Below are 25086 nucleotides of genomic sequence, written 5' to 3'. Positions count from 1 at the left end.
AATTATCTTTCGCCAACTGAATTTGAAGAAAAAATGTTACATTTAGAAATGATTAGTTAAAAGTTAATTTTTGTGTCCTATTTTCTGTTGACAGATCAATGAACAATAGTGGTATGATGAGTTTTATTAACAAAAATGGTTTTGATAAAGAATCATTCAAAAAAACAATGAACGACAGACATCAAACCATGATGAATTTAAGAGCTAACCATATGGAAAAAGTACTAAATGTATTGACAAAAGAGCAATTGGCTCAATTAAATAAATAAGAAGGATAAAGAATGTTTCACGATAATTGGAACTACATGGGGCACATGGGCTTTCACCAAGGAGGATTTATGTTTTGGGTTATAGCAATATTAGTAGTGTTTTTATTAGTTAAAATATTTAAAGATAATAAAAAAGTTCACAAAAACAGTGAAGATGAATCTCTTCAGATCCTAAAGAATAGATTTGCAAGAGGAGATATTACTGAAGAAGAATATTCTTCGAAAAAAAGTATACTTAATCTGTAAAATATAAAATAATGGATTCTATTGGTGAAGATTTTATGAGACTATAAAATCAACTATATAAATTCACTTTATTATTCTACCTCAATAAACATATTTTTTAGAATATTATAAAATATGTTTAGTTGAGAGTTGATTAATCAACATTGGATCTGACAGAAAAAGATGAGTTATAATAACAAGTTCCACAACCTGTAATATTTGGAACAATTTGACTAAGTAAGTTTAACATGCTAAATTTTTAAGATTATCAAACTTTGACACAAAATTCTGAACAGTCTCTAAAGATACAACTATTTAGTTGTATCTTTTTTTCTATTTTTAAGTAAAACGATTATTCCAAATAATCCAAGTAAAAGACCTAATACACTTAAAATTTTCATGTATCTTTCATAAGGTGTTTTTTCAAACTCTTTAACTTTTTGGTTCTCATCTATAGTAATTTTAAAATCTTTAATATGTGCTCCATGATCACTTCCTACATTTATAACTACTCTCCATTGTCCATGGCTATCAGGTATAAATGCAAAGTTTCCATTTACATCTGTTTTTCCTTTTGTAAATGGAAGTGAAGCTTCTGGTGCATAAATAGTAATATCTGCATCACTAATTGCTATATTATTAGGTGCAGTTACTCTAACTCCAACTGATCCATCAACTAATTCATAAAATACACCATGTGCAAATGCACTAAGGTTTAACAATAATGCTGTAATTATAGCTCTTATAATCATACTATTTTACTTCAAAAGAAATACTACTTTGAATAGTAATACTATTTACATTTATATCACTTACTTCATCACCTACAAAAACAGCTGCAATAATTTGTAAACCTTTGTTTTTTACTGGGATATTAGCAATTCCATACTTATTTGTTTTAACATTTAAATCACCATAATCAGAAGTTTCAAATGATGCATTTTCAAAAGCTTTTCCATCTTTTAATACTAATACAGGAAGTTTATCTCCTACTTTAATATTTAATGGATTAATTAAAGGAATCACTTCAAGTTTCATTCCAATTGGTTTTAAGAAACTATCACTCCATTGAAAATATCTTTTTCCATATTTTACACTTTTTAAACTATTATAAACAATACCTTTATATTTTGAAGGATTTTTTATAGCTTCATAACCATTATCTCCCTCAACCCAATAACCAGCATCAAAAGTTAAGCTAATCATTGCAGGTTTTTTAGCAGTTAAAAGTGTAGTACCTTTTGAGTAATCAATTCCTGTTTTAATAATATTATTGTTTAAATCATAAGCAGTTGCACCTTTTAGTTGCTTTGCTTCAAATTTTTGATATTTTCCATGTGCCCAAAATTGAGCTTGGTAAGTGTTGTTCTCAGCTTTTTTTGCAGTAATTTGGTGAGCAAACATTGTAGATGTTGCAAGAACTAAAGCTAACGTGAACTTTTTCATAAAATCTCCTTAATTTATTTTTATAAGTAGATTTTAATCTATAAAACATAAACTATTCATAATAAAAGTTAAATCTTATGTATTTTTAGCACAAAATAATAAAAAAATATAAGAGAAAAAAACTTTTCTCTTATTTAAAAAGGCTTGAACCAACTCTTATCATATTTGAGCCACACTTTATTGCAAGTTTAAAATCATTGCTCATACCCATTGAACAATATTTTGCTCCAAGTGGTTTTAATTCATCAAAAATAATTTTTGTTGTATTAAAACTTTTTTCAATAACTTCTTCATCTTGCACATGTGCTCCAATACTCATAACACCTTTTAGTATTATATTTGGGCAAGTTTGTATAATTTGCTTATAAACTTTTATTGCATCTTCTGGCATAACACCTGCTTTACTCTCTTCTTTAGCAGAGTTTATTTGAAGTAAACAGTTCATCTTTTTATCTTTTGCTTCAAGTTTTTTGTTTAATTCTTGTGCTAATTCAATTGAATCTAAACTTTGCATAAGCGTTGGTTTTAAGTCAATAAGATTATTAATCTTATTTTTTTGTAATCTTCCTACAAAGTGCCATTCAAGTGGCAACTCTTCTAACTCAATCATTTTTTGTTTTAAATCTTGAACTTTATTTTCACCAAAAGCTCTTTGTCCAGCTTTATACAAAGTAGAAACATCTTCGCTTTGACTGTATTTACTAATTCCAATTATTTTAACAATGTGATGTTCAGAAAGTTGAAGCCTTGCATCTTCAACATCTGCAATTAGTCTATCTAAGTTATCAATTGCTTTTTGCATTTGCATAATATTAACCTTTTAAAAATATTCTATTAATGTCGTTATAAATATCTATTATTACCTATTTAAGGACTTCTTTAAGTAATATAATCCCTAACAAATTAAATATTTTAGATATAAAGAGGGATAAATCTTTTAAATTTTGTCATAATACCTAAGATTGAATTAAAAGTTGATATATATTAATGCGCTATGTAATAATGTGGATTTTCATAAAGTAATATAGTTAAAATAAAATATTTATAGTTGTCATTTTGACATATGGTTAAAAAAATGATAAACTTATAATATTAAAAGGATAATCATGGAAATTACAAATACATTATTTGAAAAAATGTTAATCAATAATAATATTTCAAAAAAAGAGTTTTCTAAATATTCTAAAATTCCTTATGATACAGTAGTGGGATGGAAGAAAAGGAACCATGTACCTCCTTATGCTATGGTAATACTAAAAGATATGAATTATAGAAAAAAACTTGACTTGAATATTGTTGATAAATTAAGAAAGAATAATAAAGTTATGTTAAAAAATAATTATTCATTAACAAAGAATGAAGAGAAAAGATTAAAGTCAGTATTTTGGGGTACAAATTATACGATTAATGATATTGTAGATGGAATAAAATCAAAAAATCAAAAAATTATGAAAAGAATAGAAGAAAATCTTCCTTTTAATATGCAAAGACAGATTATAGGTAAATTAATTAATGCATAGAGATGATTGGAGTTCAGTATTTAAAAACCAAGATAAAATACTTGAGCAGTTAAAACCTCTTAATAATAAAATATTTCTTGCAGGTGGTACAGGTCTTCAAAGATTTGTACTACCAAGTGCTTATAGGCACTCTGAAGATTTAGATTTTTTCTTAGAAAAGCTATGTACTAAAATAGAATTAGATGAAATTAAGAATCAAATTTTGGATTTAATGTCAAAACTTCCAGATGCTAAACTTATAAATTCAAAATGGATAAAAGATAAGTTGTCTTGGAGAATATTTTATGATTTTAAAGATAATGAAGAAACGATAAAAATAGAAATACTAAATTTTACTTGTGTTAGATTTTTGATCTATATTTTATTTTAAGGGATTTAGAAGAAGTTAATATCTATTCTGTTATTAAAGATATTAACAAAAAATTTAAAGATGCTATTGGTATAGAATACTCAAGAGAAAATATTATTAAAGCATTGAACTATAGATTAGAGTGGGATATTGAAATTGGTCAACATATAAAATATTTACATGATTTAAAACTTGAAATTAAATCTTTTCAAGAAGAATTAAAACAGGCTTTTGAAAATGATAATATACTAGATTTTTCTTATAAAACTAAGATTATGCAAAAAGCACAAAAATTTGACTTAGATGAAAATGATTATATTGATATTGTAGAAGATAATCAGTTTATTGCAGATGAATGGAATAGATATTATAAAATAAAATAAATGAAATTTTTTCTTAGAATATATATAGCTTTTAAAGTAAATCCCTACTTTAAAAGTAGGGATAAATCATTATTATAATTTAATACAAAAAACCTAAAGTGTGGAATTTGTAGTTAAAAATAGTTATTTATATTAACCTTTTAAAAATATTCTATTAATGTCGTTATAAATACCTAATAACATTAGTGAACCTAATATAAACCATCCTAAAAGTGTTAAGTACATAAATACTTTATCACTTGGCTTTCTTCTTGTAATTATTTCATATAAATTAAACATTATATGTCCACCATCAAGTGCAGGAATTGGAAGAAGATTTAGTACACCTAAATTAACTGAAATCAATGCACTTATTGCTAAAAGTGCAATAAAACTTGATTCACTTGCATCTGATATTACTTTACCAATAGTTATAACTCCACCAATTTCACTACTTGGAATTATTCCTTGAATTAATTTTTGTACACCTTTGAAAATCATTGTTGATGATTCGATTGTTTTATCATATGCATATGAAATAGCCTCAATAGGCGAGTGATAAATAGTAACAAGTTTAGGTGCTGGAGCAATTCCTATCATTCTTTTTTTGATTTTTTCTCTAAAAATATTTTCAGAATCATTTATTTCAGGATTTATAACAAAGGTTCTAAGTTCATTTCCCCTTTGAACATAGAATTTTAAAGCTGTTTTTGTTTGGGTAATTGTTTCACCAATTTGTTTCCAAGTTTTTATATCTGTTTCATTTATTCTAACTATTTTATCTTCAGCTTGAAGCCCAGCCCTTTGAGCAGGAGATCCCTCAATAATTTTTCCAATTGTTGGAGATAAAGAGTTTGCTCCTAATATTGCAATTGTAAAGTATAATACTGCTGCTAATAAAAAGTTTGCAAAGGGTCCAGCAAAAAGAATGATAATTCTTTGCCAAGGTTTTTTATTGTTATATGAATCATTTCCATTCTCTACAAGACCTGGTTTTGTGTCATCTTGACCTTTCATTTTTACGTAACCACCAAGTGGCACTAATGCAAACTGCCATTCAGTTCCCATCCATTGTTTTGAATAAAGTTTTTTACCAAATCCAATAGAAAATACATGAACTGTCACTCCAAAATATCTTGCTGCTAAAAAATGTCCTAATTCATGTATAAATACAAGAATTGATAGAACAATTAAAAAAGTAATAGTACCCAATATAATCTCCAATTAATCTTTATAATAATCTCTTAAATATTCATATCCAGAATATAAAGTTAGTAAAACAGCCAACCATAAAAGCTGTGTTGCATATGGCCAATTCATAAGTAAAAATCCAATTGCAATCATTTGAACAACTGTTTTTATTTTACCTATCATTGTTGAAGCGACATTTCTTCCCTCATCAGCTGCTACAACTCTAAGTCCAGTAATGAAAAATTCTCTTGAAAGTATTAAAAAAACTGCCCATGCAGAGGCTCTATCTATTACCATAAGTCCTAGAAAACCTGCAAGAATAAGCATCTTATCTGCAAGTGGATCAAGAATAGCTCCAAGTTTAGTCATTTGATTCCAGTTTCTTGCTATGTAACCATCAAAAAAATCTGTAACAGAAGCAATAACAAAGATTAAACCAGCAAAATAGTCTAACCATGTTGGATGCCAAGAAGAGAAAATAACATTTTCTCTATCTACTAAAAACCATAGCATTAGTGGGGCTAATGCTATTCTAAAAAGTGCTAATATATTTGGTAAATTAAACATAAACTATTTAAATGTAGTCCCACCATCTACAATTAACGTGTGTCCTGTTACCCATGATGCTTCTTTTGTACATAAAAAATAACAAGCACTTGCTAAGTCCGTTGGTTGTCCCATTCTATTTAATGGAGATAACTCTGCTGTTTTATCTCTAACTTCTTCATAGTTTGTAAAGGCTTTAAGTGCATCTGTATCAATTGGTCCACCACTTACAGCATTTACTCGAATTCCCATATCTCCAAGTTCTGTTGCTGCATATCTAACCATTGCTTCAACTGCTGCTTTATTTGTTCCATGTCCCGCATAGTTTTCAATATATACTAAATTTCCAGTACTACTTAAACTAACAATTGAACCACCACCTGTTTTTTCCATTCTCTTTGCAGCTTGCTGTGCTCCACAAACAAAAGCATTAACAGTTGCAGTGTAGATATTGTTTAATCCTCTTGGTTTAAGTTTCATAAATCTACCATATCCACCAACAACTGCTCTTCCATAAATCATAGCATTTGAAATAAAAAAATCAACTCTATCAAAATCTTTATCAATTTCTAAAAATAGTTCTTTATATTTTTCAGGCTCAAGTATATTAAAAGGGTAGCATCTACACTTTACCCCAAATTTTGATTCAACATCATCAGCTATTTCTTGTGCTACTTGAGCATTTGAATTATAAGTAAAAGCTACATTTACACCCTCTTGTGCAAACCTATAAACGCATGCTTTACCTATACCTTTTGTTCCTCCAGAGATTACTAGAGTTTTACCTTTTTTGTTTTCTTTCATTATTTAATTACCTCATAACCTTTTAGTACATCTTCTAATTTATTCATTGTCTCTCTACTTGGAGGAGTCAATGGTAATCTATACTCTAATGTATCAATTAACCCAGCAAGATACATAGCAGCTTTTATAGGAATAGGGTTGCTTTCAACAAAAAGTGCTTTATTTATAGAGTATAAATCATCATTTATTTTTTTTGCAGTGTCAAAATCTTTATTAAATACACTATCAACTAATTTGCTTTTATAGTTTGGTAAAAGATTTGCTGTAACAGAGATAATACCTTTACCCCCATTTGCAAGCATTGCATAATCAATTGAATCTTCACCTGATATTACACAAAAATCTGGTCTTTTTGAACTTAACTCAATAGCTCTTTCAAGTGAACCAGTTGCTTCTTTTATTGCATAAATATTTGATACATCATCAAATAATCTAATAGCTGTATCAGCTTCTATATCTACACCTGTTCTACCTGGCACATTATAAATCATAAATGGTATTTCTACTGAACTTGCAATAGTTTTATAGTGTTGATATAAACCCTCTTGACTTGGTTTATTATAATATGGCGCAACAGATAAAAGTCCATCAGCTCCAACTTTTTGAGCATGTTGTGCGATACCTATTGCTTCATGTGTTGCATTTGAACCAGCGCCTGCTATTACTTTTACATTTGTATCTTTACATGTAGCAACTGCTATTTCAATACATAATCTATGCTCTTCATGTGATAAAGTTGCACTCTCTCCTGTTGTTCCAACTGGAACAACTACATCTATACCTTGAGCTATTTGTCTTTTGATAAGTTCTTCATATTTTGCTGTATCTACTTTTCCATTTTTAAACGGTGTTATAAGTGCGGTCATCGCACCAATAATGTTTTGCATTGAACGATCCTTTATATATTTGCTTTTTTTATTTTTTAGTTGTAATCTTAAAGCTCTTCTTTTTCATCTTTCTCTCCCTTTTTTAAAATCACTGTAGTAGAATTATCTTTTATAAGATATTTTTTAGCAACTTCAATAATATCACTCTTTTTAAGTTTTTCTATATTTTGTTCATACTCAAAAAGTGGTTTTATATTATCTCTTACAAAGTAACTTCCTAAAATAGAAGCAACTGAACTTGAGTTTTCAAGTGAGAAAATAAAATCAGCTTTTGTATTGATTTTTATTTTTTCAATATCTTTTTTAGAGATATTTCCTTTTTTTATATCTTTTATTATTTTTAATATCTCTTTTTCTACATCTTTTGTTTTAACATCTTGGTTACAAACAGCAAAGAATAGAAATAATCCTGGATCTTTAAGTTCAATATTATATGCATATATAGAGTTAACTAATTTTTTTTCATCCACTAAAACTTTATGTAAAATTGAACTTTTACCTGAACTTAATAACTCACTTAAGGCACTAAGTGCAACTTGGTCTTTATGTTCAAAATTTGGAATATGATAAGCCATAGCAAGCATTTCTACTTGACTATCTTTTTTTATAATTAATCTTTTTGCACCATCTTGTTTTGGCTCAACTGTGTATGATTGTCTTATTATCTCTTTACTATTTTTAATATTGTCAAAATATTTTTTTGTTTGCTCAAATACTTCATCTTTGTTAATGTCTCCTGCAACTACAATAATTGCATTTTTTGGTTGATAAAATGTACTATGAAAGTTTCTAATATCTTCTATATTCCAATTTTTTATATCATTCATAAATCCTATTGGAGTCCAATGATATGGATGGTATATATAGGCATTATTAAAAAGTCTAAACTGCATATATCCCATAGGATTATTGTCAGTTCTCCATCTTCTCTCTTCTGCTACAACATCTCTTTCTGGTTGAAACTCTTCATCTTTTAAAGTAAGATTTTGCATTAGTTCAGCAAATAGTTCAAGAGATTTACCCATATTTTTTGAGCTTGATTTTATATAATAGTGAGTGTAATCAAAACTTGTACTAGCATTGTTTACACCTCCAAAACCTTTTACAATTTCATCAAACTCACCAGATTTTAGGTTTTTAGTTGATTTAAAATTTAAATGCTCTAACATATGAGCAATTCCACTTTTACCCATCTTCTCATCTTTGCTTCCAACTTTATAGAAAACATCTGTTGTTACAACATTTGAGCCATTATCCATAGGAATAGCTACAATTTGTAATCCATTTTCTAAGCTTTTTGTATAATATTTTGGTAAGCTATTACTACTCATAAGTTCCCCCATAAATATAGTGAAAAACAGTAGATATAAAATAGAACTATTTGTTCTTTTTATAACATTTTTAAGTTTCATCTTTTTCACCTTTTAGTTGTTTTTTAAATCTGCTCCAATAGCTTCACTAATGTGGCTATATCCATCTTTTTCCATAAGTTCTAAAATACCTTCATTTATATTTTTTACAGTTGAAGGTCCCTCAAAAATCATTCCTGTATATATTTGTACTAAACTAGCACCTGCTTTAATTCTTTTGTAGGCTTCTTGCGCTGAGCTTATACCTCCAACTGAAATTAAAACAGTCTTATCAAATAGCTCATTTGCTATTTCTTTAAATAGTTCATATGCTTTTTGGCTTAATACTTCTCCACTTAATCCACCAAAGTCTTTACACCCTGGAAGTAAATCATAATCAATAGTTGTATTTGTTGCAATAATTCCAGCAGCACCAGCATCAATAGCTGTTTTACATAGGTTTATAGCTGCTTGTGCTTGCATGTCTGGAGCTATTTTTAATAAAATTGGTTTATTTGTAAGCTCTTTTGCCATTTCAAATAATGCAGTGATAAACTCTTCATTTTGTAAATCTCTAAGATTTGGTGTATTAGGACTAGAGATATTAATTGCTATATAATCACTTGTTTTTTCAAATTTTTTAATTAATGTTTTATAATCACTTAAAGCATACTCTTCAGGTGTTGTTTTATTTTTCCCAATATTTACTCCAATTGGCAAAACAAAAGGATAAACTTTTTGAAGATTTTTAAGTACTGCATGTGCACCTTCATTATTGAATCCCATTGCATTTTGTACAGAGTTCTTTTTTGGATATCTAAACATTCTAGGTTTTGGATTTCCATCTTGTGGTCTTGGTGTCATTGTACCAATTTCAGTATATCCAAAACCAAGTGCTGGCATTGATTTTACCATAGTGCAATTTTTGTCAAAACCTGCTGCTAGTCCTACTGGATTTATAAATTTTACATTGAAAATTTCTTGTGCAAGTTTTGGATCACTTACAAAATTTCTTTTTGTCAAGTAGTTTGTTATAATTCTGCATTTTGGAAGTGCTCTTAATCCAAGCTCTGCAATATTGTGGGCTGTTTCTGGTTGAAATAAAAATAGTACTTTTTTTAAATTTTTATAATTAAACACTATATTACCTTTTTGAAAATTTCATTATTTTATCCAAATTAGATTAAAAAGTCGTTTTAATATCATAGCAAGCCTCAAGATGAGGCTTGAAAGTTAGAAATTTGCTAAGTTATATAGTCTTTTATACTCTTTGCACTCTTTTTTTAGTTTTGATTCATTGCCAAGGCATACAATCTGACCTTTACTAAAAACGGCTATATTTGTTGCATGTTTTACTGTACTTAATCTATGAGCAATTACAAAAGTGATTTTATCTTTACTTATTTCATCTATTACTTCTGAAATTATAGATTCACTCTCGTTATCAAGTGCTGATGTTGCTTCATCTAGTATAAGTATTTGAGGATTCTTGTATAAAGCTCTTGCTATGGCAATTCTTTGTCTTTGTCCTCCACTTAAGTTTGTACCAAATTCATCTAATTTAGTATAAATCCCATTCTCCATATCTTTTATAAAATTATATGCATGGGATTGTTTTAATGCTTTAATTACTCTTTCTTCATCTATTTCTTGTCCATAAGCAATATTTGCACAAACAGTATCATTAAAAATATAAACTCTTTGAGTAACTATTGAGATATTATCTCTTAATGATTTTATATCAAACTCTTTAATATTTTTATCATTAAATTTAATTTCACCACTATGTGTTTCATAAAATCTTACTATTAAATTTACTAAAGAGGATTTTCCCCCACCACTATCACCTACAAGTGCGAGAGTTTCACCTTGATTTACTTCAAGATTGATGTTTTTAAGTGCAGGAATATCATCATATCTTAAGTTTACATTTTCTAAAGTTATTTTCTTTATCTCTTCATTTAGTATTGTTTTACCAGATGGAATATTACTTTTTATATCAAATAGTGAATTAATTCTATCATTTGCAGCAAGTGCAGCTTGCATTTTGTTGTATAAAGATGATAACTTTTTAATAGGTGTATAAAGCATAAATAAAGCAGTCATAAAAGAGAAGAACTCACCAACAGTTAAATCCCCATCAATAACTTTTGTACCACCAAGCACAATAACAGTAGCAATTGCTAAAGCTCCAAGTGTTTCCATTATTGGAGATACTAATTCATTGGTTTTTACACTTTTTATTGAAATATCAAAATACTTTTTATTATGTTTTTGAAATTTGTCTGTTTCGATTTTTTCTGTTGAATTTGCTTTTATTATTTCTATATTATTAAAAATCTCACTTAAATGACTTGTAATATCAGAAATACTTTCTTGAGAAGCATAAGAGAGTTTTTTCATTTTTTTTGCGAGTTTTGAAAGGGGTAAAATAGCAATTGGCATAACTACCAAGCCATAAAAAGCAAGTTCAGGACTTTGATAGATTACAACAAAAATCAAAGCAAAAATAGTTAGTGATTCTCTAATTAGTTCTGCAATTTGACTAGATACTGCTGATTGGATTTTATTTATATCATTTGTAATTCTTGATATAAGTTCTCCACCTTGTTTTTTTTGGAAAAAATCAATATCTAAAGTTAAGGTATGACCAAGTAATTTATCTCTGATTTTTCTAATTATATCTTGTCCTATATATGAAATATAATAAGATTGAATATATTTTCCAAAACCTTTTGCAAAATATAATAATATTACTAAAGCAGGGATTGTATAAAGTAAATCTAAATCTTTTGCTATAAAGATTTCATCAAGTAATGGCTTAACCACATAAGCAGAACCAGCAGTTCCTCCAGCAGCCAATGCCATACCTATAAATGCGTAAAAAAATTTAAGTTTATAGTCCTTGTAATATGGTATGTATTGTTTTAAAAATTGTTTCATAAAAATCCTAATCTAAAAATTAAAGCTGTAATTATAACAAAGATTTGTTTGTAAAAAGATTGAGGAATTTACTTAGTCCAAACTCTTTAATAGTTAGATAAAATAAAATGAACCCACTAAGTGTACTTGCTAATGCAAGTCCAGCTGCTTGATAAGGAATAATTAAAGCTAGTGAAAATACAATATTCCAAGCTAATGCTTTCATTGATATTTTTGCTGCTAAAAACTGTTTTTCATGGGAATATAACCAAAGTGAAAAAATCTTAGCTATTCCAAAAGGTAAAAGACCTATTAAATACATAATTAAAATTAGGGCTGTATTTTGTGTATCTATTTGTGTAAAAGCACCTCTTTGAAAAAGTAAGTAAATTATAAATTGATTGAATATTATTCCAATTATTGTTGCAATACTTAATAAAATAAAAAGTATAAAAGTTGATTTTTTTAAAAGTCGCAGTGCTTTTTGTTCATCTTTATTTTTTATAGCTTTTGATATCATTGGAAAAAGTGCAATTGATGTGGCAATTGCAAAAAGAGCTAATGGTAGTTGAAAAACTCTATTTGCATAATAAAGATAAGAGATAGATCCACTAACTAAAAATGAAGCTAACCAAGTATCTAAAAATGCCGAAATATGAGCTGTTGAACTTCCTATTGTTGCGCCTAAAAAGCTTTTATAAAATCTGTTTTCTTCTTTTTTCTTTCTATCAAAAGTAAAAATTTTCAATAAATTTTTCTTCTTAATCGCAATTATATGAGCTATAACTTGTAAAAAACCACCAATTAAAACTCCATATGATAAATAGTATGTTATTTGGTACTTATCTAAATCTTTTGAGATTAATAAAGCCGCTATTAATGCTAAATTTAAAAGAGCCGTTGAAAATGCAGTTGTAGCAAAATGATTTTTATATTGTAATAAAGCAGCCATAAATGTAACTATGAATATTAAAGGCAAATAGTAAAAATTAATAGCTACAAGTGGTGCTGCTAATTTTACAGTTTTTTCATCAAATCCTAATGCAATTGCTTTTGTTATTAATTCTGAAAAAAGCGTAACAAATAAAGATAAAATTATTAAAAAACCTATAAGTTGTAAAAAAATGATTGATGAAAATCTAATTTTATGTTTTGCTTTTGCATATGCTGGGATAAAGGCTTGTGTAAATGCACCTTCTGCAAAAATTCTTCTAAAAAGGTTAGGTAATTTAAAAGCAACAAAAAATATATCACTATAAATATTTGCTCCCAAAATTGAGGCAGTTAGTAAATCTCTTATAAAACCTAAAATTCTAGAAAATAAAATACCACTACTATTTGTAAAAATTGATTTAATTAACATTTTGATATATTAGCCAAATCTTGCTTTAGAGGTTCAAAGAAATTATTGTATAATTATATAAAATTTAAATAAGGAATGTTTTGTTTTGAGTTATGAAGAGATTTTTATTTTAGGTTGGTTAGCAAATATTTTTATGATATTTGCAAATATTCTAGTTGTTTTAATGGTTGTGAAGACAAATGATGCTGAAAAATTAAAAGAGCAAAGTATTCAATTAAATGAATTAAAAAAAGAGTATGATAAATATTATCCATATCATAAACAAATGACATTGTTAGCTTATATGCTTCCTTTTACAGGCTTTTTCAAAGTAGGCTTTAAGTTATTTGAAATGTTTTTATTTTTATCAAAAAATAAAGAAGCAAATGTCTATAATTTTATTGAATATAAATATACAAAAGAGATACAAAAAGCTAAAAACTCTTAATTAAGTATCTCAAAATCGCTTTTTTTATAAATTACAAGTTGTGGTTTTTGTCTAAAGTAGCCAATATGAGCTTTTTTTAAAAGAAGTTTCGTATTGTCTTTTGGAATTAGTTCTTTATCTTTAAAGTATATACTGATTTTATTTTTATTGAAATATGCATATCTTTTTTTATAAGTAACTTTTAGTTCTTTTATTATTTCATTTTGAAATTTTATATTATTTAAATCTTTTGTATTATTTAAATAATATTCATCAATATTATCAAGTTTATTTTTTTCATTTATAATTGCAAGGCTTTTTATCTCTTTTAATCCATGAAAACTCTCAATTGAAAAGATTTTTAGGTCATATTTATAAAACTCTTTTAAATTTTTAGCATTATAAACAAAAATTGCACGATTGTTTTTTTGTTTTATAATAGCGCTTTTATCATTTTTATATATTACTACTGCATCTTTTATAATTAGAGGTTTATTTATATTATTTACTTTATACAAATCTTTTATTGAAGTTACATTTTGAGCTTCGTTTTCATATGAATTTACATTAAAACTTGCGATTATAGGAAGGTGATCTGAATAACCTTTATTTTGATGTACTCCTCTTTTTACTTCCCAATTGTTTATTTTATTATTTTTATATAAATAATTTGGTTTAAAAACTTTAAAACTTCCATTTATGTAAGATATTTTTTTTCCATCAAATAAAGAGTAGGGTAAAAGCATATTATCAGGTGTTGTATTTCTTCCTCTATATTTATAAGAGAATCTTTCTTGATATGCTAACTCTAACCAAAGATTATAATGAGCTCTTTTTTCTTCTGTTTTAATAGATGTTTTATTTATAAATGTATTATCTTCATTTATAGTATTTAAAATATCATTTATTCCTGTGATATTTAAACTATCATCAAGATTTTTATTTAAATAAAGTGTTTGTTTTTCATCATAATTTGAATTTAAGTCACCCAAAATTATATAATCATAATCTTTTGGTAGTTCTTTTATTCTATTTAAAAGTGTGTAAGCATATTTTATTCTATAGCTCTCTTGTGCTTTTTTTGAAGGCCAATGGTTATTGAAAATCTTAAATTTTATATTTTCATAATAAAAGGTTGTTTCCATAATGGGTCGAAAGATTTTATTATTAAATTTTACAGAAATTTTTTTATTGTGCAAGATTTTTATATCACTTAAAAACCCAAGACCAACTGCGCCATTTTTATATTTAAAAAGTGATGTATATTTATATCTTGGAAGTTGTTTTTTTAAATCTTTTAAAACTTGTATTGATTCAATTTCTTGTAATGCAATAATATTTGCATCCAAATCTTTTAGAACTTTTGCTAGATTTTTTATTTTGGTATTATATGTATTTTTATTCCAATTTGATTTTGTATTTGGTATGTATTGTTTGTATTCAGTTTTATCATATTTTAAATCAAAAAGGTTTTGAACATTATATGATGCAACTTTAAACTCATTTGCAAAACAAAAAGATAATAAAAATGTAAATAAAAATAGATATTTTTTCATGTTTAGTTTATTGATAATAAAGTAGAGAGTTCTCTACTTTATTTTTTTGTATTTTGTCTTGATTGGTATTCTTGTGGATGTTTACATACTGGACACATTTTTAAAGCTTTTTTGCCTCTGTGTACATGTCCACATACTTCACAAATCCACTCTTCATCATCATCTTCACTTTCAAACTCTTTTCCTGATTCTAATCTTTGAAGAAGTTCTTTATACATGTTCTCATGTTCAATTTCGATTTTTCCAATCATTTCTAACATTTTAGAGATTTGTCTATGTCCTTCTTCTTTTGCAATTTCTGCAAAATCTGGATACATAGTTTCATTTTCATAATTTTCACCTGCAATTGCAATTTTCAAATTGCCAATAGTATCTTCAAACTCTTTGCCTGTTAATAACTCATTACAGGCTTTAAGTTCAAGTTTTGCATGCATTTTTTCATTGTTTGCAGCTCTTTGGAAATGTTCTGCAATATCTCTATATCCCTCTTTTTGAGCAATCTTTGCAAAGTATTCATATTTGTTTCTTGCCATTGATTCACCAGCAAAAGCTTTCATAAGATTAACAGCAGTTAAATTCTGCGTAATCATCTCCATTTTTTCACCACAGCAGTGTAGTTCACCACCACCTACTGTTTGTACTTCAACAACATTTCCACATTTATTACACTTATAAGATTCATACTGTCTCATTTTATCTCCTAAAATATTTTATATAATGTTTAGATGAATATTCATCATTAGTGATTATAATTCATCTAAACTTAAAAAAGACAATATGATTAAGAAATAGATGATTTAATCATCCAAATATTTTTTTCTAAATGTGCAATATTATCATCAGCAAATGCTACTGTTGTATTATCACCATTTTCATCTGCAAGTTCTGAAAGCTTTTTAAACTCTTTTAAGAATTTTTCAAAATCTTCTAAAATATTTGACAATACATATTTTGCATCAAAATCTGTTTTTTTATCTTCTTTAATAAATGAGTTTTCAGTTATTTCACTTATTAAAATTAAAGGTTTTTCATTTAATTGAAGCAATCTCTCTGCTGCATCATCATAAATTGTACTAAATTCACCATATAGTTTTTCAGTCATTTCATGAATTGCAAAAAACTGTAAACCTTTTATATTCCAGTGATAGTTATGAACTTTAGTATACATTACTAAAGAACTTCCTTGTATTAGTTTTAACTGTTTTAATAGCTTTTTCATCTTCTTCTCCTTTAGATAATTTTTTTCTTTAGATAAATTATATCAATAAAAACTTAAAGGAAAATTATTTTCCTTTAATAGTTTTTAATACTTATCTAATTTTTTTATTTTTTTAAATAAACTTATAATAACAAAAAAATTGGGAAATTAAAAGATATATATAGTAATATTTCACGAAAGGTATAAAAGGGTACAAAAATGATTAATTATACAACTTTATTGAAAGAGTATGATTTAAAAGTTACTCCTCAAAGAGTAGCAATAGTTGAAGAGCTTTATTCAAATGGTCATATGAACATTGATGACCTATATAAAAAATTATTAGAAAAGTTTCCATCTATTTCTTTAGCAACTATTTATAAAAATATAAATGCAATGATAGAAAAAGTATTTTTAAATGAAGTTAAAATACCAAATGCAAAATCAGTTTATGAATTAGTAAAGGATGAACATTCACACTTAGTATGCTCATCATGCGGAAAGATAGAAGATGTTGATTTAGATATTTCTAATTTAGTGCAAGAAGCAACTTCTTCAAAAAATTATACTATAAATCAAGCAAGTATTATTTTTGCTGGAGTTTGTCCAGATTGTTCAAAGTAGTTTAGTTTAAACTAAACTATTTTGAATTACAAGTGCTAATACTACAAGTAGTGCAATACCAGCAGATTTATTATAAAGTTTATTTGCTGTTATAAATACAAGCATTAATGATACTATAAATGCAGCTGCTATATCAAAAAAGTTTTTAGATAAATCTACATTTAATACACTTATAATAGAACTAACACCTAAAACCATAGTAAAGTTTGCTACATTTGAACCAATAATATTACCAATTGCTAAATCAGCATTATTTTTAAGTGCAGATTTAATAGAAATTGTAAGTTCAGGTAAGCTTGTACCAAAGGCAATTAAAAATAGTCCAATAGCCCATTCACTAATTCCAAATGTTCTTGCAATATTTGATGCACTATCAATTGCAAAATCAGCACCTACTACAACAAAAACAAATCCTATTAATAAAAGTACAATACTTTTTTTCCAATCAAACTTCTCTTTAGTAAGTTCTTCATCTATTTGTTCAACTTGGTTTGAACCAATTAAAAATAAAACATATCCTGCCATTAATAATAAAAATAAAATTCCATCAATAGCATTTAATTTTCCATCAATTGCCATAAGGATAAAAATTAATATTGGAAATAGTGACCAAGCAGAATCTTTTGCAAATAAATCCCTATCTGGAGATATTTTTTTTGCAACTAAAAATACTGCACCTAAAACAAGGGAAATATTAAATATAGTACTTCCTACTACATTTGCAACAGCTATATCTGCATTACCTTTAATAGCAGCAGACATTGATACAGCCATCTCAGGTAAACTTGTTCCTACTGCTACTAAAGTTGCCCCAATAACAAAATGTGAAATATTATAATGAAGTGCGATTTTTTCACTTTGTTGTATAATAAATTCAGCACCATAAATAAGTGCAGCCATAGAGATAACAAAAATTAAAAAATCCATTTTTACGAGTTCCTTACAATTAAACTATTTGGTAAATTATACTTTTTGATTAGTTCTTCTTCTTTTAATCTATGTTCACCATTGTCAACTTCATGGTCATATCCTAAAAGATGAAGAAGACCGTGTATAAATAAAAGAGTAAATTCATCTTGTGTTGAGTGATTATACTCTTTTGCTTTTTCTTGAACAAATTCATTTGATATAACAATAGAACCTAAAGGCATATCAGGCATATTAAACTCTAAAGGAAAGCTTAACACATCAGTTGGCATATCTTTTTGTCTATACTCTTTGTTCATTTCTTGAATTTCACCATTATTTGTGATAATTAATTCAATATCTTTATTTGTTAAATTCGAAGTAATTTTTTCAAGTTTTTTTAAATCTACTTCAAACTCTACACGATTGTCTAAATCAATCATTAATTGTCCTATTTTTTTTGAAATAATATCTAAAATAGATTGAAATAAGATTAAAAAAATATTTCAGCAAGATTTAACTTGATAGTTGTTAGGTTTAAGAAGTTACCAAAAAAACAAAATTTAAAACAAGGAGAACATTATGACTAAAAAAGAGCTTTATCAGAAAAAAATTGAGGGTAGACTTGAAGAGTTAAAAGATGAAATTGTTATTTTAAAAACAAGAGTTGATAATGCAAAAAATGATGTACAACTTGAATATTTAAATCAAATAGAAAAACTTAAAAAGTTAGAAAAAGAAGCAGAAGAAAAACTTAGTGAATTCAAACAAAAAGGTGATGATTCTTGGGAGAGTTTTAAAGAATCAGTTGAACACAATTGGGATAAACTAAGTGATGAGATAACAAATTTAAAGAAAAAATTTAAAGATGAGGAGTCTTCAAAATGAGAATATTAAAACTATTTTATTTTTTAGTTGTCAGTTTTGTTGTGATTGCTATTCCTTTAAGTGCAAATGATATTACTATTAAGGATATTAAGCAAGATACAAAAGAGTTAGTAAGTACAATTAAAAACTACTCTTTTGATAAAAAAGAACAACTAGTAAAAAAGAGTGAAAAGAGTTTAGAAAGACTAGATGAGCGAATTAATACTCTAGAAAAAAAAGTTGATAAAAACTTTACAAAAATGAGTACAAAAGCAAAAGAAAAATCTAGAGAAACTTTAAAACAGTTAAGAAAGCAAAGAGTTGAATTAGCTGAAAATTTAGGTCAATTAAAATCTAGTTCTTTAGATGCTTGGCAAACTATTAAAAATGGTTTTGAACAAGCTTATAAAAGAGTTGAACTTTCTTGGCAAAAAGCTGAAAAAGAGTTGGAAAATGTAGATAAATAAAATTAAAAGCTCCCTTGAGCTTTTAATTATTAAAAAAGTTCTAACATTTTTGTAACTTCATCAACAGCAAAAACTTTTATTTCAAGTTTTGTTGATGGCTTTTGTGCACATATTGCTTTTTTTATTCCTTGTGCTTGAGCCTCTTTTAATCTCATATCTATTGAATATACATCTTTTATCTCACCTGTTAATGAAACTTCACCAATAAATGCAGATTCTTTTGATAATGGTCTATCTCTAAAAGAGCTTATAATACTTGCTATTACTGCTAAATCAGCAGAACTCTCTTTTATTCTTATTCCTCCACTTATATTTACAAATACATCATAATGGTTTAATGGTAAATCAATTTTTTTCTCAAGTAGTGCTAAGAGCATATTTAATCTATTTGCATCAAAGCCTGTCGCACTTCTTTTTGGATTTGGATGGGTACTTTCTGTAACTAAAGCTTGAACTTCAAGAATAAGTGCACGACTTCCTTCCATAGCAACTGTCAAAGCAGAACCACTTTGTGGTTTTGATTTATCAAAAAATTTTGAGGCTATATCTTTTGCACTAACTAATCCCTCATTTGTCATTTCAAAAATACCAATTTCTGATGTTGAACCAAATCTATTTTTAAAACCTCTTAGCATTCGTATCTCTTTACTTGCATCACCTTCAAAATATAAGACAGTATCAACCATATGCTCTAATACTCTTGGACCTGCAATTGCACCATCTTTTGTAATATGTCCAATGATAAACATAGCAATATCAGTATCTTTTGCTTTTCTCATAAGTTCAAAAGTAATCTCTCGTACTTGTGAAACTGAACCAGGAGCTGAAGTTAAAGCTGCTGAATAAATTGTTTGTATAGAGTCAATAATTACTACTTCATAATTTTCTCTTAATAACTCATCCATTATCTCTTCAAGTTTAATTTCACTTAATAAATATAAGTCATCATGATTTGCTTCAAGTCTATTTGCTCTTAGTTTTATTTGTCCCGCACTCTCTTCTCCTGAAACATATAAAACTTTTTTGTTGCTTTGTGCGATATTTCCAGCTACTTTTAGAAGTAAAGTTGATTTTCCAACACCTGGACTTCCTCCAATTAAGGTTAAGCTTCCAGGAACTATGCCTCCTCCTAAAACTAAGTCAAATTCACTATTGTTTGAAGTAAACCTTGTGATATCATCTTGTTTGACTTGAGTAATTGATTTTGCTTTTGATGTTGTTGATACTAGTTTTGTTGTTTTTTTTAAAACTTCTTGTTGTTCTTCATTTAACTCAATAAAACTGTCCCAAGAACCACAATTGGGACATTTACCTAGCCATTTTGTTGCTTGTTCTCCGCAGTGTTGACATTCAAATAAAGATCTTTTCTTTTTTGCCATTTTATAATACCTTTAGCTTTTCTATATGAAATAATACACAAAAAAATCTTATTAGAAATAAAATATTTCAAATTGTAATAAAATGATATTGTCATTAAATTGTTACACTTTTGTTACAAACTGAACCATAACTTATAAATTATTATTAAATTTTTAAATTTAAACTAAAATTTAATTTCAATACATATATCATACACAAACTAGGAGGAAAGAGATGGCGATGTTTAATAGTATAAAAAGCAAACTGTTAACACTTGTAGTATTACCAGTATTTGTTGCAATACTGATTACTACTATTATTACGGTAAACTTAACATATAAAAATAGTGAGGAGACAATTAAAGATTTTGAGAACTCTGTAGTAAATGAAAAAAAAGAGTTACTTAAAAATCAAATAATGACTATACATACAATAGTTCAGGGCATTATAAATAGTAGTAAAACAAAAGAAGAAGCAAAAAAGAGGGTTATAGATGTTATATCAAAAGCAAGATTTCTAGATGGCAGTGGATATTTCTTTGCATATGAAAAAAAGCAAGATGGATACTATTTTGGGTTTCATAGTACAAAGCCTGAACTAAATGGTACAAAAACTGATTTATCAAAGACTGATATTAAAGGTTTTGCATTTAGAGAAGCTTTAGTTAAAAATGCAAAAGATGATACGCACTTTGTTGAATATTTTTATAAAAAACCAAATACTACTAAATTAATAAAGAAAATGGCTTTTTCAAAAAATATAGATAAATTTAATTGGACTTTAGTTACTGGAATTTATCTTGATGATATTGAAGAAAAAGTAAGTAAAATTGAAAAAAGAGTTGATGATAATGTAAGTAGTTTGATTATTACGCTTATTTCGATAATTGTTGTTATATTAATAATCTTAGTTTTAGTAGTTTCATATATTTCAAAGGTATCATTGATACAGCCTTTAGAAGTTTTTGAAAAAGGCTTACTTTCATTTTTATCTTTTTTAAATAAAGAGAAAAAAAGTGTTGAACTTATTGAAGTTACAACAAAAGATGAAATAGGAAAAATGACAAAACAAATAAATGAAAATATCAAAAAAATCAAGCAAACAATTGAACAAGATGATATCGTTTTACAAGATGTATCAAAAGTTGTTAGTGATGTAAGTTCAGGTATTTTATCAAATAGGGTTAAAGCAACAACTTCAAATGCAGTTATAAATGAACTAACTGAAGATTTAAATATTATGATTACTAATTTAGAAACAACAATTATGCATACAATTGAAGTTTTAAAATCTTATGAACAAAGAGATTTTACAAAAGTTACTAATATGTCATGTAAAGGGCATCTTTGTACTTTAATGAGTGGGGTTAATAACCTAGGAATTGAAATTTCAAAGATGCTAAATATTAACTTGCATAATGGAGAAATATTAAGTGAAAGTTCAGATACTCTCTCTTCAAATATGAATAGACTAACAACAAGTGCAAATGAACAAGCAGTCTCTTTAGAGCAAAGTGCTGCAAATCTTGAAGAAATAACACAAACTATGAGAGAAAATAGTAAATATACAAATGAACTTGCAAAAAATTCAAACTCTTTAAAAGATGAAGTATCAAAGGGTAAAGAGTTATCAAGAAAAACAACAAATTCAATGGAAGATATAAATAATCATGTTCAAGCAATTATTGAATCAATAACAATTATTGATCAAATATCTTTTCAAACAAATATTCTTTCACTAAACGCAGCAGTAGAAGCTGCAACTGCTGGTGAAGCTGGAAAAGGCTTTGCTGTTGTAGCTGCTGAAGTTAGAAATTTAGCAAATAGAAGTGCCCAAGCTGCAAGTAAAATTAAAGAGTTAGTTGAAAGTGCAACAATTAGTACTACTAGTGGTAAAGAAGTTGTTGAGCAAATGTATAAAGGCTTTGAAAGTTTAAATGAAAATATTATACATACAACAAAAATAGTTGAAACTGTAACAACTAATTCAAGTGAACAGATGAAAGGGCTAGAGCAAATTAATAGTGCAATTTCACAATTAGACAATACTACACAAGAAAATGCTTTAATCGCAACACAAACAAATGAAGTGGTAAAAACCGTTGAGGGTATGTCTAAAGAGATTGAAAATGAAGTCAAAAAGAATAAATTTATTCAAAAATAAAGATCGTTAAATATTTCATGTCAAAGTAATTCTGATAGGAGAAATCCTATCAGAGTTAAACTTTAAGTTCATCTAGCAAAGGGTTAAGTTCCAATTTTATTATTTGGAAATGCTCCTTTTTCTCTTACTGTGTAATCTTTTAAAATATTAAAAGGAATTCTTTAATATTAAGTATTTCAATATTCTCTTTTGTACTACTATTATCTTCAGTGATTATGGTACATTTTATATCTTTTTGCAATTTTAGTTCATCAATTGTTTTTGTAAATGGAGTTACTTCACGAGTGAGAGTTTTTTCTTCTTTTATAGACTTGCTTACTTGTATAAGTTCTACTATTGTATTGTTAAAGCTTACTAAGAAATCTATTTCAAGATTATTAGATGTTTTATAGTAGTGTACTTCATATCCTCTTCGTTTAAGTTCTAAAAATACAACTGTTTCAAGATCATCTCCTCTTGTTTGTGTGTTTGGTACTCTAAATATATTTGAAAGCCCAAGATCACACGAATAGTATTTTTTATCATTAACATTTTGTTTTTTAAGTGAAAAATCAAACTTTTTTATCTCATAAATCATATATGCTTTTTTAAGATATTCTATATAATCTCTTGCCATATCAAAAGATATTCTAAAATTGTTTTTTAGTTTCGTAGTACTTTGTATTATTCCACTGTTGCTTAGTAAATATGCAGCTATTTCTTCTAAAGTATAAAAGTTTTTAAGTTTAAATCGTGCAACTACATCTTTTAAGAGTATTGAGTCTTTGTATGTTGTTAGAAGCTCTTTTATTTCATTTGCTTCATACTCTAAAGTTTTTGGAAATCCACCAAACTTGATATAATTTTCTAAGTATCGATTTAGCTCTATTTTTTTATCTACTAAATCAAGCTTATTATTTACGCTCGTATTATTAAAATTTATAAACTCATTAAAACTTAATGGAAACACATCTACACTGATATATCTACCACTAAGAACAGTTGCTATTTCACTACTTAGCATTGAAGAGTTTGATCCTGTAATAGTTAAAAATGATTTTTTTAATTCATACTCTTTATTGACCCACTTTTCCCAGTTTGGGATGTTTTGAATTTCATCTAAAAAAATATAGGGTTTTGCCAATGGATTAAGATATTCTAAATAAGTGTTTTTAATATTTTCGAGTAAATTTACATCTAAATGGTTTAAAAATCTAGGGTCTTCTAAGTTTACTAATAAAATATTTTCTTTAGGAACCCCATTGTTGATAAGTGTTTTTATTTGATTGAGCATTAATGTAGACTTTCCACATCTACGTATTCCTTTTATAACAACAATTTCATCTTTAGATATAAATTTTGCTATTTTTTTATCATAAATTGGTCTATTTTTTACTCCTGTTATATCTTTATTCCAATAGTTCCAATCATTTAATACAGATATTATCTCAGACTTATCCATCAATTACTCCTAAAATTATATGTTATATCATACAATATTTATTATAATTAAAAGATTAATCATATTAAAAACTTAAATAATTGTTTGAAAGAAGTATAATTTAATTTAAAAATTGGCACGGAATTTTTAGTACTTCTCAAAAATAGTATCTTTTTTAAGATACTATTTTAATTTTCATTTAAAATCTAACTTATAAATAAATCAAAAGTACTCTTTTATCATAATTTTGTTATTATTTAATATTTAATGGAGATTATTATTGAATAAAAACAGTTATTTTATGCAACTTCATAAAGCGCTTAATAGTTACTCCACTATTAGTGATGAAACTTTTGATGAATTTAAAAAGTTTTGCACATTAAATGTGATAAAAAAAGGTGAAACATTACTTTACTTAGGTGATAAAGCAAAATATATTCATTTTATATGTAAAGGTTTATTAAGAACTTATTTTTTAGATGAAAATGGTGCTTTATATAATAAAAATCTTTTTTTTGAAAACTTCTTTTCTGCATCTGTTGTCTCATTATTAATAAAACAAGAGTCTTACTTAGGTATTGAAAGTTTAGAAGATAGTATTGTTATTGATATTGATTTTGAATTGTATAAAGAATTGATAAATAAAAATAATGAATTAAAAAATTTTTATATTGCATATATTGAAAAAAATTGGATTATTGAAAAAGAAAATATTGAAATATCACTAGTTATAGATGATGCAAAAAAAAGATATCTGAATTTTATTAATAAACACCCCAATATTGAAAGTAGGGTTGCACAACACCATATCGCTTCTCATATTGGTATATCAGCTACGCAATTAAGTAGAATTAGAAAAAGCATCAACATATGTAAATGACAAAAAC

At 26.7% G+C, this 25086-nt stretch carries 29 protein-coding genes; 11 read left to right on the top strand and 18 right to left on the bottom strand.

The window, feature by feature from the left end; all coding sequences use genetic code 11:
* Positions 1–98 precede the first annotated feature (98 nt).
* Positions 99–269, top strand: coding sequence for a hypothetical protein (locus ACTCCZ_RS07020; protein WP_165786236.1), 171 nt, complete (start codon positions 99–101; stop codon positions 267–269).
* A gap of 12 nt (positions 270–281) precedes the next feature.
* Positions 282–515, top strand: a complete 234-nt coding sequence (locus tag ACTCCZ_RS07015; RefSeq protein ID WP_079577427.1) for an SHOCT domain-containing protein — start codon at positions 282–284, stop codon at positions 513–515.
* Between the two features lie 290 nt (positions 516–805).
* Here ACTCCZ_RS07015 and ACTCCZ_RS07010 read toward each other — a convergent pair whose 3' ends face one another.
* From ACTCCZ_RS07010 to ACTCCZ_RS07000, 3 genes are all read right to left on the bottom strand, one after another.
* On the bottom strand, positions 806–1246 hold the full coding sequence (locus ACTCCZ_RS07010; RefSeq protein WP_079577428.1) for a hypothetical protein: 441 nt from the start codon (positions 1244–1246) through the stop codon (positions 806–808).
* 1 nt (position 1247) lies between these two features.
* Positions 1248–1940 (bottom strand): DUF4198 domain-containing protein, encoded by a 693-nt coding sequence (locus ACTCCZ_RS07005; RefSeq protein WP_079577429.1) that lies wholly within the window; start codon positions 1938–1940, stop codon positions 1248–1250.
* A gap of 130 nt (positions 1941–2070) precedes the next feature.
* On the bottom strand, positions 2071–2748 hold the full coding sequence (locus tag ACTCCZ_RS07000) for a YggS family pyridoxal phosphate-dependent enzyme (protein ID WP_079577430.1): 678 nt from the start codon (positions 2746–2748) through the stop codon (positions 2071–2073).
* A 298-nt stretch (positions 2749–3046) separates the two neighbouring features.
* Here ACTCCZ_RS07000 and ACTCCZ_RS06995 point away from each other — a divergent pair, with 298 nt between their 5' ends.
* The 3 genes from ACTCCZ_RS06995 to ACTCCZ_RS06985 all read left to right on the top strand — a co-directional run bounded on the left by ACTCCZ_RS06995 (position 3047) and on the right by ACTCCZ_RS06985 (position 4192).
* Positions 3047–3460, top strand: a complete 414-nt coding sequence (locus ACTCCZ_RS06995) for a hypothetical protein (protein WP_079577431.1) — start codon at positions 3047–3049, stop codon at positions 3458–3460.
* Positions 3453–3830: a nucleotidyl transferase AbiEii/AbiGii toxin family protein gene (locus ACTCCZ_RS06990; RefSeq protein ID WP_079577432.1), complete on the top strand. Its 378-nt coding sequence runs from the start codon at positions 3453–3455 to the stop codon at positions 3828–3830. The genes ACTCCZ_RS06995 and ACTCCZ_RS06990 overlap by 8 nt, the downstream gene beginning before the upstream one ends.
* Positions 3831–3934: 104 nt before the next feature.
* Positions 3935–4192: a hypothetical protein gene (locus ACTCCZ_RS06985; RefSeq protein ID WP_079577433.1), complete on the top strand. Its 258-nt coding sequence runs from the start codon at positions 3935–3937 to the stop codon at positions 4190–4192.
* Positions 4193–4324: 132 nt separating this feature from the next.
* Here the strand turns inward: ACTCCZ_RS06985 and ACTCCZ_RS06980 are convergent, their stop codons facing one another.
* The 8 genes from ACTCCZ_RS06980 to murJ form a co-directional block, all read right to left on the bottom strand.
* Positions 4325–5383: a M50 family metallopeptidase gene (locus tag ACTCCZ_RS06980; protein ID WP_079577528.1), complete on the bottom strand. Its 1059-nt coding sequence runs from the start codon at positions 5381–5383 to the stop codon at positions 4325–4327.
* A 12-nt stretch (positions 5384–5395) separates the two neighbouring features.
* Positions 5396–5929: a CDP-diacylglycerol--glycerol-3-phosphate 3-phosphatidyltransferase gene (gene pgsA, locus ACTCCZ_RS06975; RefSeq protein WP_079577434.1), complete on the bottom strand. Its 534-nt coding sequence runs from the start codon at positions 5927–5929 to the stop codon at positions 5396–5398.
* A 3-nt stretch (positions 5930–5932) separates the two neighbouring features.
* Positions 5933–6712 (bottom strand): enoyl-ACP reductase, encoded by a 780-nt coding sequence (locus ACTCCZ_RS06970; RefSeq protein WP_079577435.1) that lies wholly within the window; start codon positions 6710–6712, stop codon positions 5933–5935.
* The gene (gene dapA, locus ACTCCZ_RS06965; RefSeq protein WP_079577436.1) at positions 6712–7599 is read right to left on the bottom strand and encodes a 4-hydroxy-tetrahydrodipicolinate synthase; all 888 of its coding nucleotides are present in this window, start codon (positions 7597–7599) and stop codon (positions 6712–6714) included. The genes ACTCCZ_RS06970 and dapA overlap by 1 nt, the downstream gene beginning before the upstream one ends.
* A 47-nt stretch (positions 7600–7646) precedes the next feature.
* The gene (locus tag ACTCCZ_RS06960; RefSeq protein WP_416202240.1) at positions 7647–8942 is read right to left on the bottom strand and encodes a M16 family metallopeptidase; all 1296 of its coding nucleotides are present in this window, start codon (positions 8940–8942) and stop codon (positions 7647–7649) included.
* Positions 8943–9023: 81 nt separating this feature from the next.
* On the bottom strand, positions 9024–10088 hold the full coding sequence (locus ACTCCZ_RS06955; protein ID WP_079577438.1) for a quinone-dependent dihydroorotate dehydrogenase: 1065 nt from the start codon (positions 10086–10088) through the stop codon (positions 9024–9026).
* Between the two features lie 93 nt (positions 10089–10181).
* The gene (locus ACTCCZ_RS06950; RefSeq protein ID WP_079577439.1) at positions 10182–11891 is read right to left on the bottom strand and encodes an ABC transporter ATP-binding protein; all 1710 of its coding nucleotides are present in this window, start codon (positions 11889–11891) and stop codon (positions 10182–10184) included.
* Positions 11892–11922: 31 nt separating this feature from the next.
* Positions 11923–13233, bottom strand: coding sequence for a murein biosynthesis integral membrane protein MurJ (murJ, locus tag ACTCCZ_RS06945; protein ID WP_079577440.1), 1311 nt, complete (start codon positions 13231–13233; stop codon positions 11923–11925).
* A gap of 85 nt (positions 13234–13318) precedes the next feature.
* Here murJ and ACTCCZ_RS06940 point away from each other — a divergent pair, with 85 nt between their 5' ends.
* Positions 13319–13660, top strand: a complete 342-nt coding sequence (locus ACTCCZ_RS06940) for a hypothetical protein (RefSeq protein ID WP_079577441.1) — start codon at positions 13319–13321, stop codon at positions 13658–13660.
* Here the strand turns inward: ACTCCZ_RS06940 and ACTCCZ_RS06935 are convergent.
* From ACTCCZ_RS06935 to ACTCCZ_RS06925, 3 genes are all read right to left on the bottom strand, one after another.
* Positions 13657–15195, bottom strand: coding sequence for an endonuclease/exonuclease/phosphatase family protein (locus ACTCCZ_RS06935; protein WP_079577442.1), 1539 nt, complete (start codon positions 15193–15195; stop codon positions 13657–13659). The genes ACTCCZ_RS06940 and ACTCCZ_RS06935 overlap by 4 nt on opposite strands.
* A 38-nt stretch (positions 15196–15233) precedes the next feature.
* Positions 15234–15887 carry a ferritin family protein gene (locus tag ACTCCZ_RS06930; protein WP_079577443.1) on the bottom strand — a complete coding sequence of 218 codons (654 nt, stop codon included), beginning with the start codon at positions 15885–15887 and terminating at the stop codon, positions 15234–15236.
* An 89-nt stretch (positions 15888–15976) separates the two neighbouring features.
* Positions 15977–16414 (bottom strand): Dps family protein, encoded by a 438-nt coding sequence (locus tag ACTCCZ_RS06925; protein WP_079577444.1) that lies wholly within the window; start codon positions 16412–16414, stop codon positions 15977–15979.
* Positions 16415–16612: 198 nt separating this feature from the next.
* On the opposite strand from ACTCCZ_RS06925, the gene ACTCCZ_RS06920 reads away from it, so the two are divergent.
* The gene (locus tag ACTCCZ_RS06920; protein WP_079577445.1) at positions 16613–17017 is read left to right on the top strand and encodes a Fur family transcriptional regulator; all 405 of its coding nucleotides are present in this window, start codon (positions 16613–16615) and stop codon (positions 17015–17017) included.
* 6 nt (positions 17018–17023) lie between these two features.
* On the opposite strand, the gene ACTCCZ_RS06915 is transcribed toward ACTCCZ_RS06920, so the two are convergent.
* A complete protein-coding gene (locus ACTCCZ_RS06915) occupies positions 17024–17944 on the bottom strand; it encodes a calcium/sodium antiporter (RefSeq protein WP_079577446.1) in 921 nt (306 codons plus the stop codon).
* 2 nt (positions 17945–17946) lie between these two features.
* Entirely contained in the window at positions 17947–18366 is a 420-nt protein-coding gene (ybeY, locus tag ACTCCZ_RS06910; RefSeq protein WP_079577447.1) for an rRNA maturation RNase YbeY, read from the bottom strand.
* Between the two features lie 139 nt (positions 18367–18505).
* Between ybeY and ACTCCZ_RS06905 the strand changes: the two genes are divergently transcribed.
* Entirely contained in the window at positions 18506–18811 is a 306-nt protein-coding gene (locus ACTCCZ_RS06905; RefSeq protein ID WP_079577448.1) for a sll1863 family stress response protein, read from the top strand.
* A complete protein-coding gene (locus ACTCCZ_RS06900; RefSeq protein ID WP_079577449.1) occupies positions 18808–19257 on the top strand; it encodes a sll1863 family stress response protein in 450 nt (149 codons plus the stop codon). The genes ACTCCZ_RS06905 and ACTCCZ_RS06900 overlap by 4 nt, the downstream gene beginning before the upstream one ends.
* 29 nt (positions 19258–19286) lie before the next feature.
* Here ACTCCZ_RS06900 and radA read toward each other — a convergent pair whose 3' ends face one another.
* Positions 19287–20636: a DNA repair protein RadA gene (gene radA / locus ACTCCZ_RS06895; protein WP_079577450.1), complete on the bottom strand. Its 1350-nt coding sequence runs from the start codon at positions 20634–20636 to the stop codon at positions 19287–19289.
* A 220-nt stretch (positions 20637–20856) separates the two neighbouring features.
* On the opposite strand from radA, the gene ACTCCZ_RS06890 reads away from it, so the two are divergent.
* Positions 20857–22779 (top strand): methyl-accepting chemotaxis protein, encoded by a 1923-nt coding sequence (locus ACTCCZ_RS06890; protein ID WP_159445713.1) that lies wholly within the window; start codon positions 20857–20859, stop codon positions 22777–22779.
* A gap of 139 nt (positions 22780–22918) precedes the next feature.
* Here ACTCCZ_RS06890 and ACTCCZ_RS06885 read toward each other — a convergent pair whose 3' ends face one another.
* The gene (locus tag ACTCCZ_RS06885) at positions 22919–24220 is read right to left on the bottom strand and encodes an ATP-binding protein (protein WP_079577452.1); all 1302 of its coding nucleotides are present in this window, start codon (positions 24218–24220) and stop codon (positions 22919–22921) included.
* 259 nt (positions 24221–24479) lie between these two features.
* Between ACTCCZ_RS06885 and ACTCCZ_RS06880 the strand changes: the two genes are divergently transcribed.
* On the top strand, positions 24480–25079 hold the full coding sequence (locus ACTCCZ_RS06880; protein WP_196778249.1) for a Crp/Fnr family transcriptional regulator: 600 nt from the start codon (positions 24480–24482) through the stop codon (positions 25077–25079).
* Positions 25080–25086: the final 7 nt, after the last annotated feature.

This window comes from Malaciobacter sp. (assembly GCF_055140965.1).
The sequence above is the reverse complement of the archived record's forward strand: the minus strand, read 5'-3'. Positions and strand labels throughout refer to the sequence as shown.

What these genes read in the sequence shown, in the direction of transcription:
- ACTCCZ_RS07020 (WP_165786236.1), top strand. Translation starts at nt 99, where the DNA reads ATGAACAATAGTGGTATGATGAGTTTTATTAACAAAAATGGTTTTGAT.
- ACTCCZ_RS07015 (WP_079577427.1), top strand. Translation starts at nt 282, where the DNA reads ATGTTTCACGATAATTGGAACTACATGGGGCACATGGGCTTTCACCAA.
- ACTCCZ_RS07010 (WP_079577428.1), bottom strand. Translation starts at nt 1,246, where the DNA reads ATGATTATAAGAGCTATAATTACAGCATTATTGTTAAACCTTAGTGCA.
- ACTCCZ_RS07005 (WP_079577429.1), bottom strand. Translation starts at nt 1,940, where the DNA reads ATGAAAAAGTTCACGTTAGCTTTAGTTCTTGCAACATCTACAATGTTT.
- ACTCCZ_RS07000 (WP_079577430.1), bottom strand. Translation starts at nt 2,748, where the DNA reads ATGCAAATGCAAAAAGCAATTGATAACTTAGATAGACTAATTGCAGAT.
- ACTCCZ_RS06995 (WP_079577431.1), top strand. Translation starts at nt 3,047, where the DNA reads ATGGAAATTACAAATACATTATTTGAAAAAATGTTAATCAATAATAAT.
- ACTCCZ_RS06990 (WP_079577432.1), top strand. Translation starts at nt 3,453, where the DNA reads ATGCATAGAGATGATTGGAGTTCAGTATTTAAAAACCAAGATAAAATA.
- pgsA (WP_079577434.1), bottom strand. Translation starts at nt 5,929, where the DNA reads ATGTTTAATTTACCAAATATATTAGCACTTTTTAGAATAGCATTAGCC.
- ACTCCZ_RS06970 (WP_079577435.1), bottom strand. Translation starts at nt 6,712, where the DNA reads ATGAAAGAAAACAAAAAAGGTAAAACTCTAGTAATCTCTGGAGGAACA.
- dapA (WP_079577436.1), bottom strand. Translation starts at nt 7,599, where the DNA reads ATGCAAAACATTATTGGTGCGATGACCGCACTTATAACACCGTTTAAA.
- ACTCCZ_RS06960 (WP_416202240.1), bottom strand. Translation starts at nt 8,942, where the DNA reads ATGGGGGAACTTATGAGTAGTAATAGCTTACCAAAATATTATACAAAA.
- ACTCCZ_RS06950 (WP_079577439.1), bottom strand. Translation starts at nt 11,891, where the DNA reads ATGAAACAATTTTTAAAACAATACATACCATATTACAAGGACTATAAA.
- murJ (WP_079577440.1), bottom strand. Translation starts at nt 13,233, where the DNA reads ATGTTAATTAAATCAATTTTTACAAATAGTAGTGGTATTTTATTTTCT.
- ACTCCZ_RS06935 (WP_079577442.1), bottom strand. Translation starts at nt 15,195, where the DNA reads ATGAAAAAATATCTATTTTTATTTACATTTTTATTATCTTTTTGTTTT.
- ACTCCZ_RS06930 (WP_079577443.1), bottom strand. Translation starts at nt 15,887, where the DNA reads ATGAGACAGTATGAATCTTATAAGTGTAATAAATGTGGAAATGTTGTT.
- ACTCCZ_RS06925 (WP_079577444.1), bottom strand. Translation starts at nt 16,414, where the DNA reads ATGAAAAAGCTATTAAAACAGTTAAAACTAATACAAGGAAGTTCTTTA.
- ACTCCZ_RS06920 (WP_079577445.1), top strand. Translation starts at nt 16,613, where the DNA reads ATGATTAATTATACAACTTTATTGAAAGAGTATGATTTAAAAGTTACT.
- ACTCCZ_RS06915 (WP_079577446.1), bottom strand. Translation starts at nt 17,944, where the DNA reads ATGGATTTTTTAATTTTTGTTATCTCTATGGCTGCACTTATTTATGGT.
- ybeY (WP_079577447.1), bottom strand. Translation starts at nt 18,366, where the DNA reads ATGATTGATTTAGACAATCGTGTAGAGTTTGAAGTAGATTTAAAAAAA.
- ACTCCZ_RS06905 (WP_079577448.1), top strand. Translation starts at nt 18,506, where the DNA reads ATGACTAAAAAAGAGCTTTATCAGAAAAAAATTGAGGGTAGACTTGAA.
- ACTCCZ_RS06900 (WP_079577449.1), top strand. Translation starts at nt 18,808, where the DNA reads ATGAGAATATTAAAACTATTTTATTTTTTAGTTGTCAGTTTTGTTGTG.
- radA (WP_079577450.1), bottom strand. Translation starts at nt 20,636, where the DNA reads ATGGCAAAAAAGAAAAGATCTTTATTTGAATGTCAACACTGCGGAGAA.
- ACTCCZ_RS06890 (WP_159445713.1), top strand. Translation starts at nt 20,857, where the DNA reads ATGTTTAATAGTATAAAAAGCAAACTGTTAACACTTGTAGTATTACCA.
- ACTCCZ_RS06885 (WP_079577452.1), bottom strand. Translation starts at nt 24,220, where the DNA reads ATGGATAAGTCTGAGATAATATCTGTATTAAATGATTGGAACTATTGG.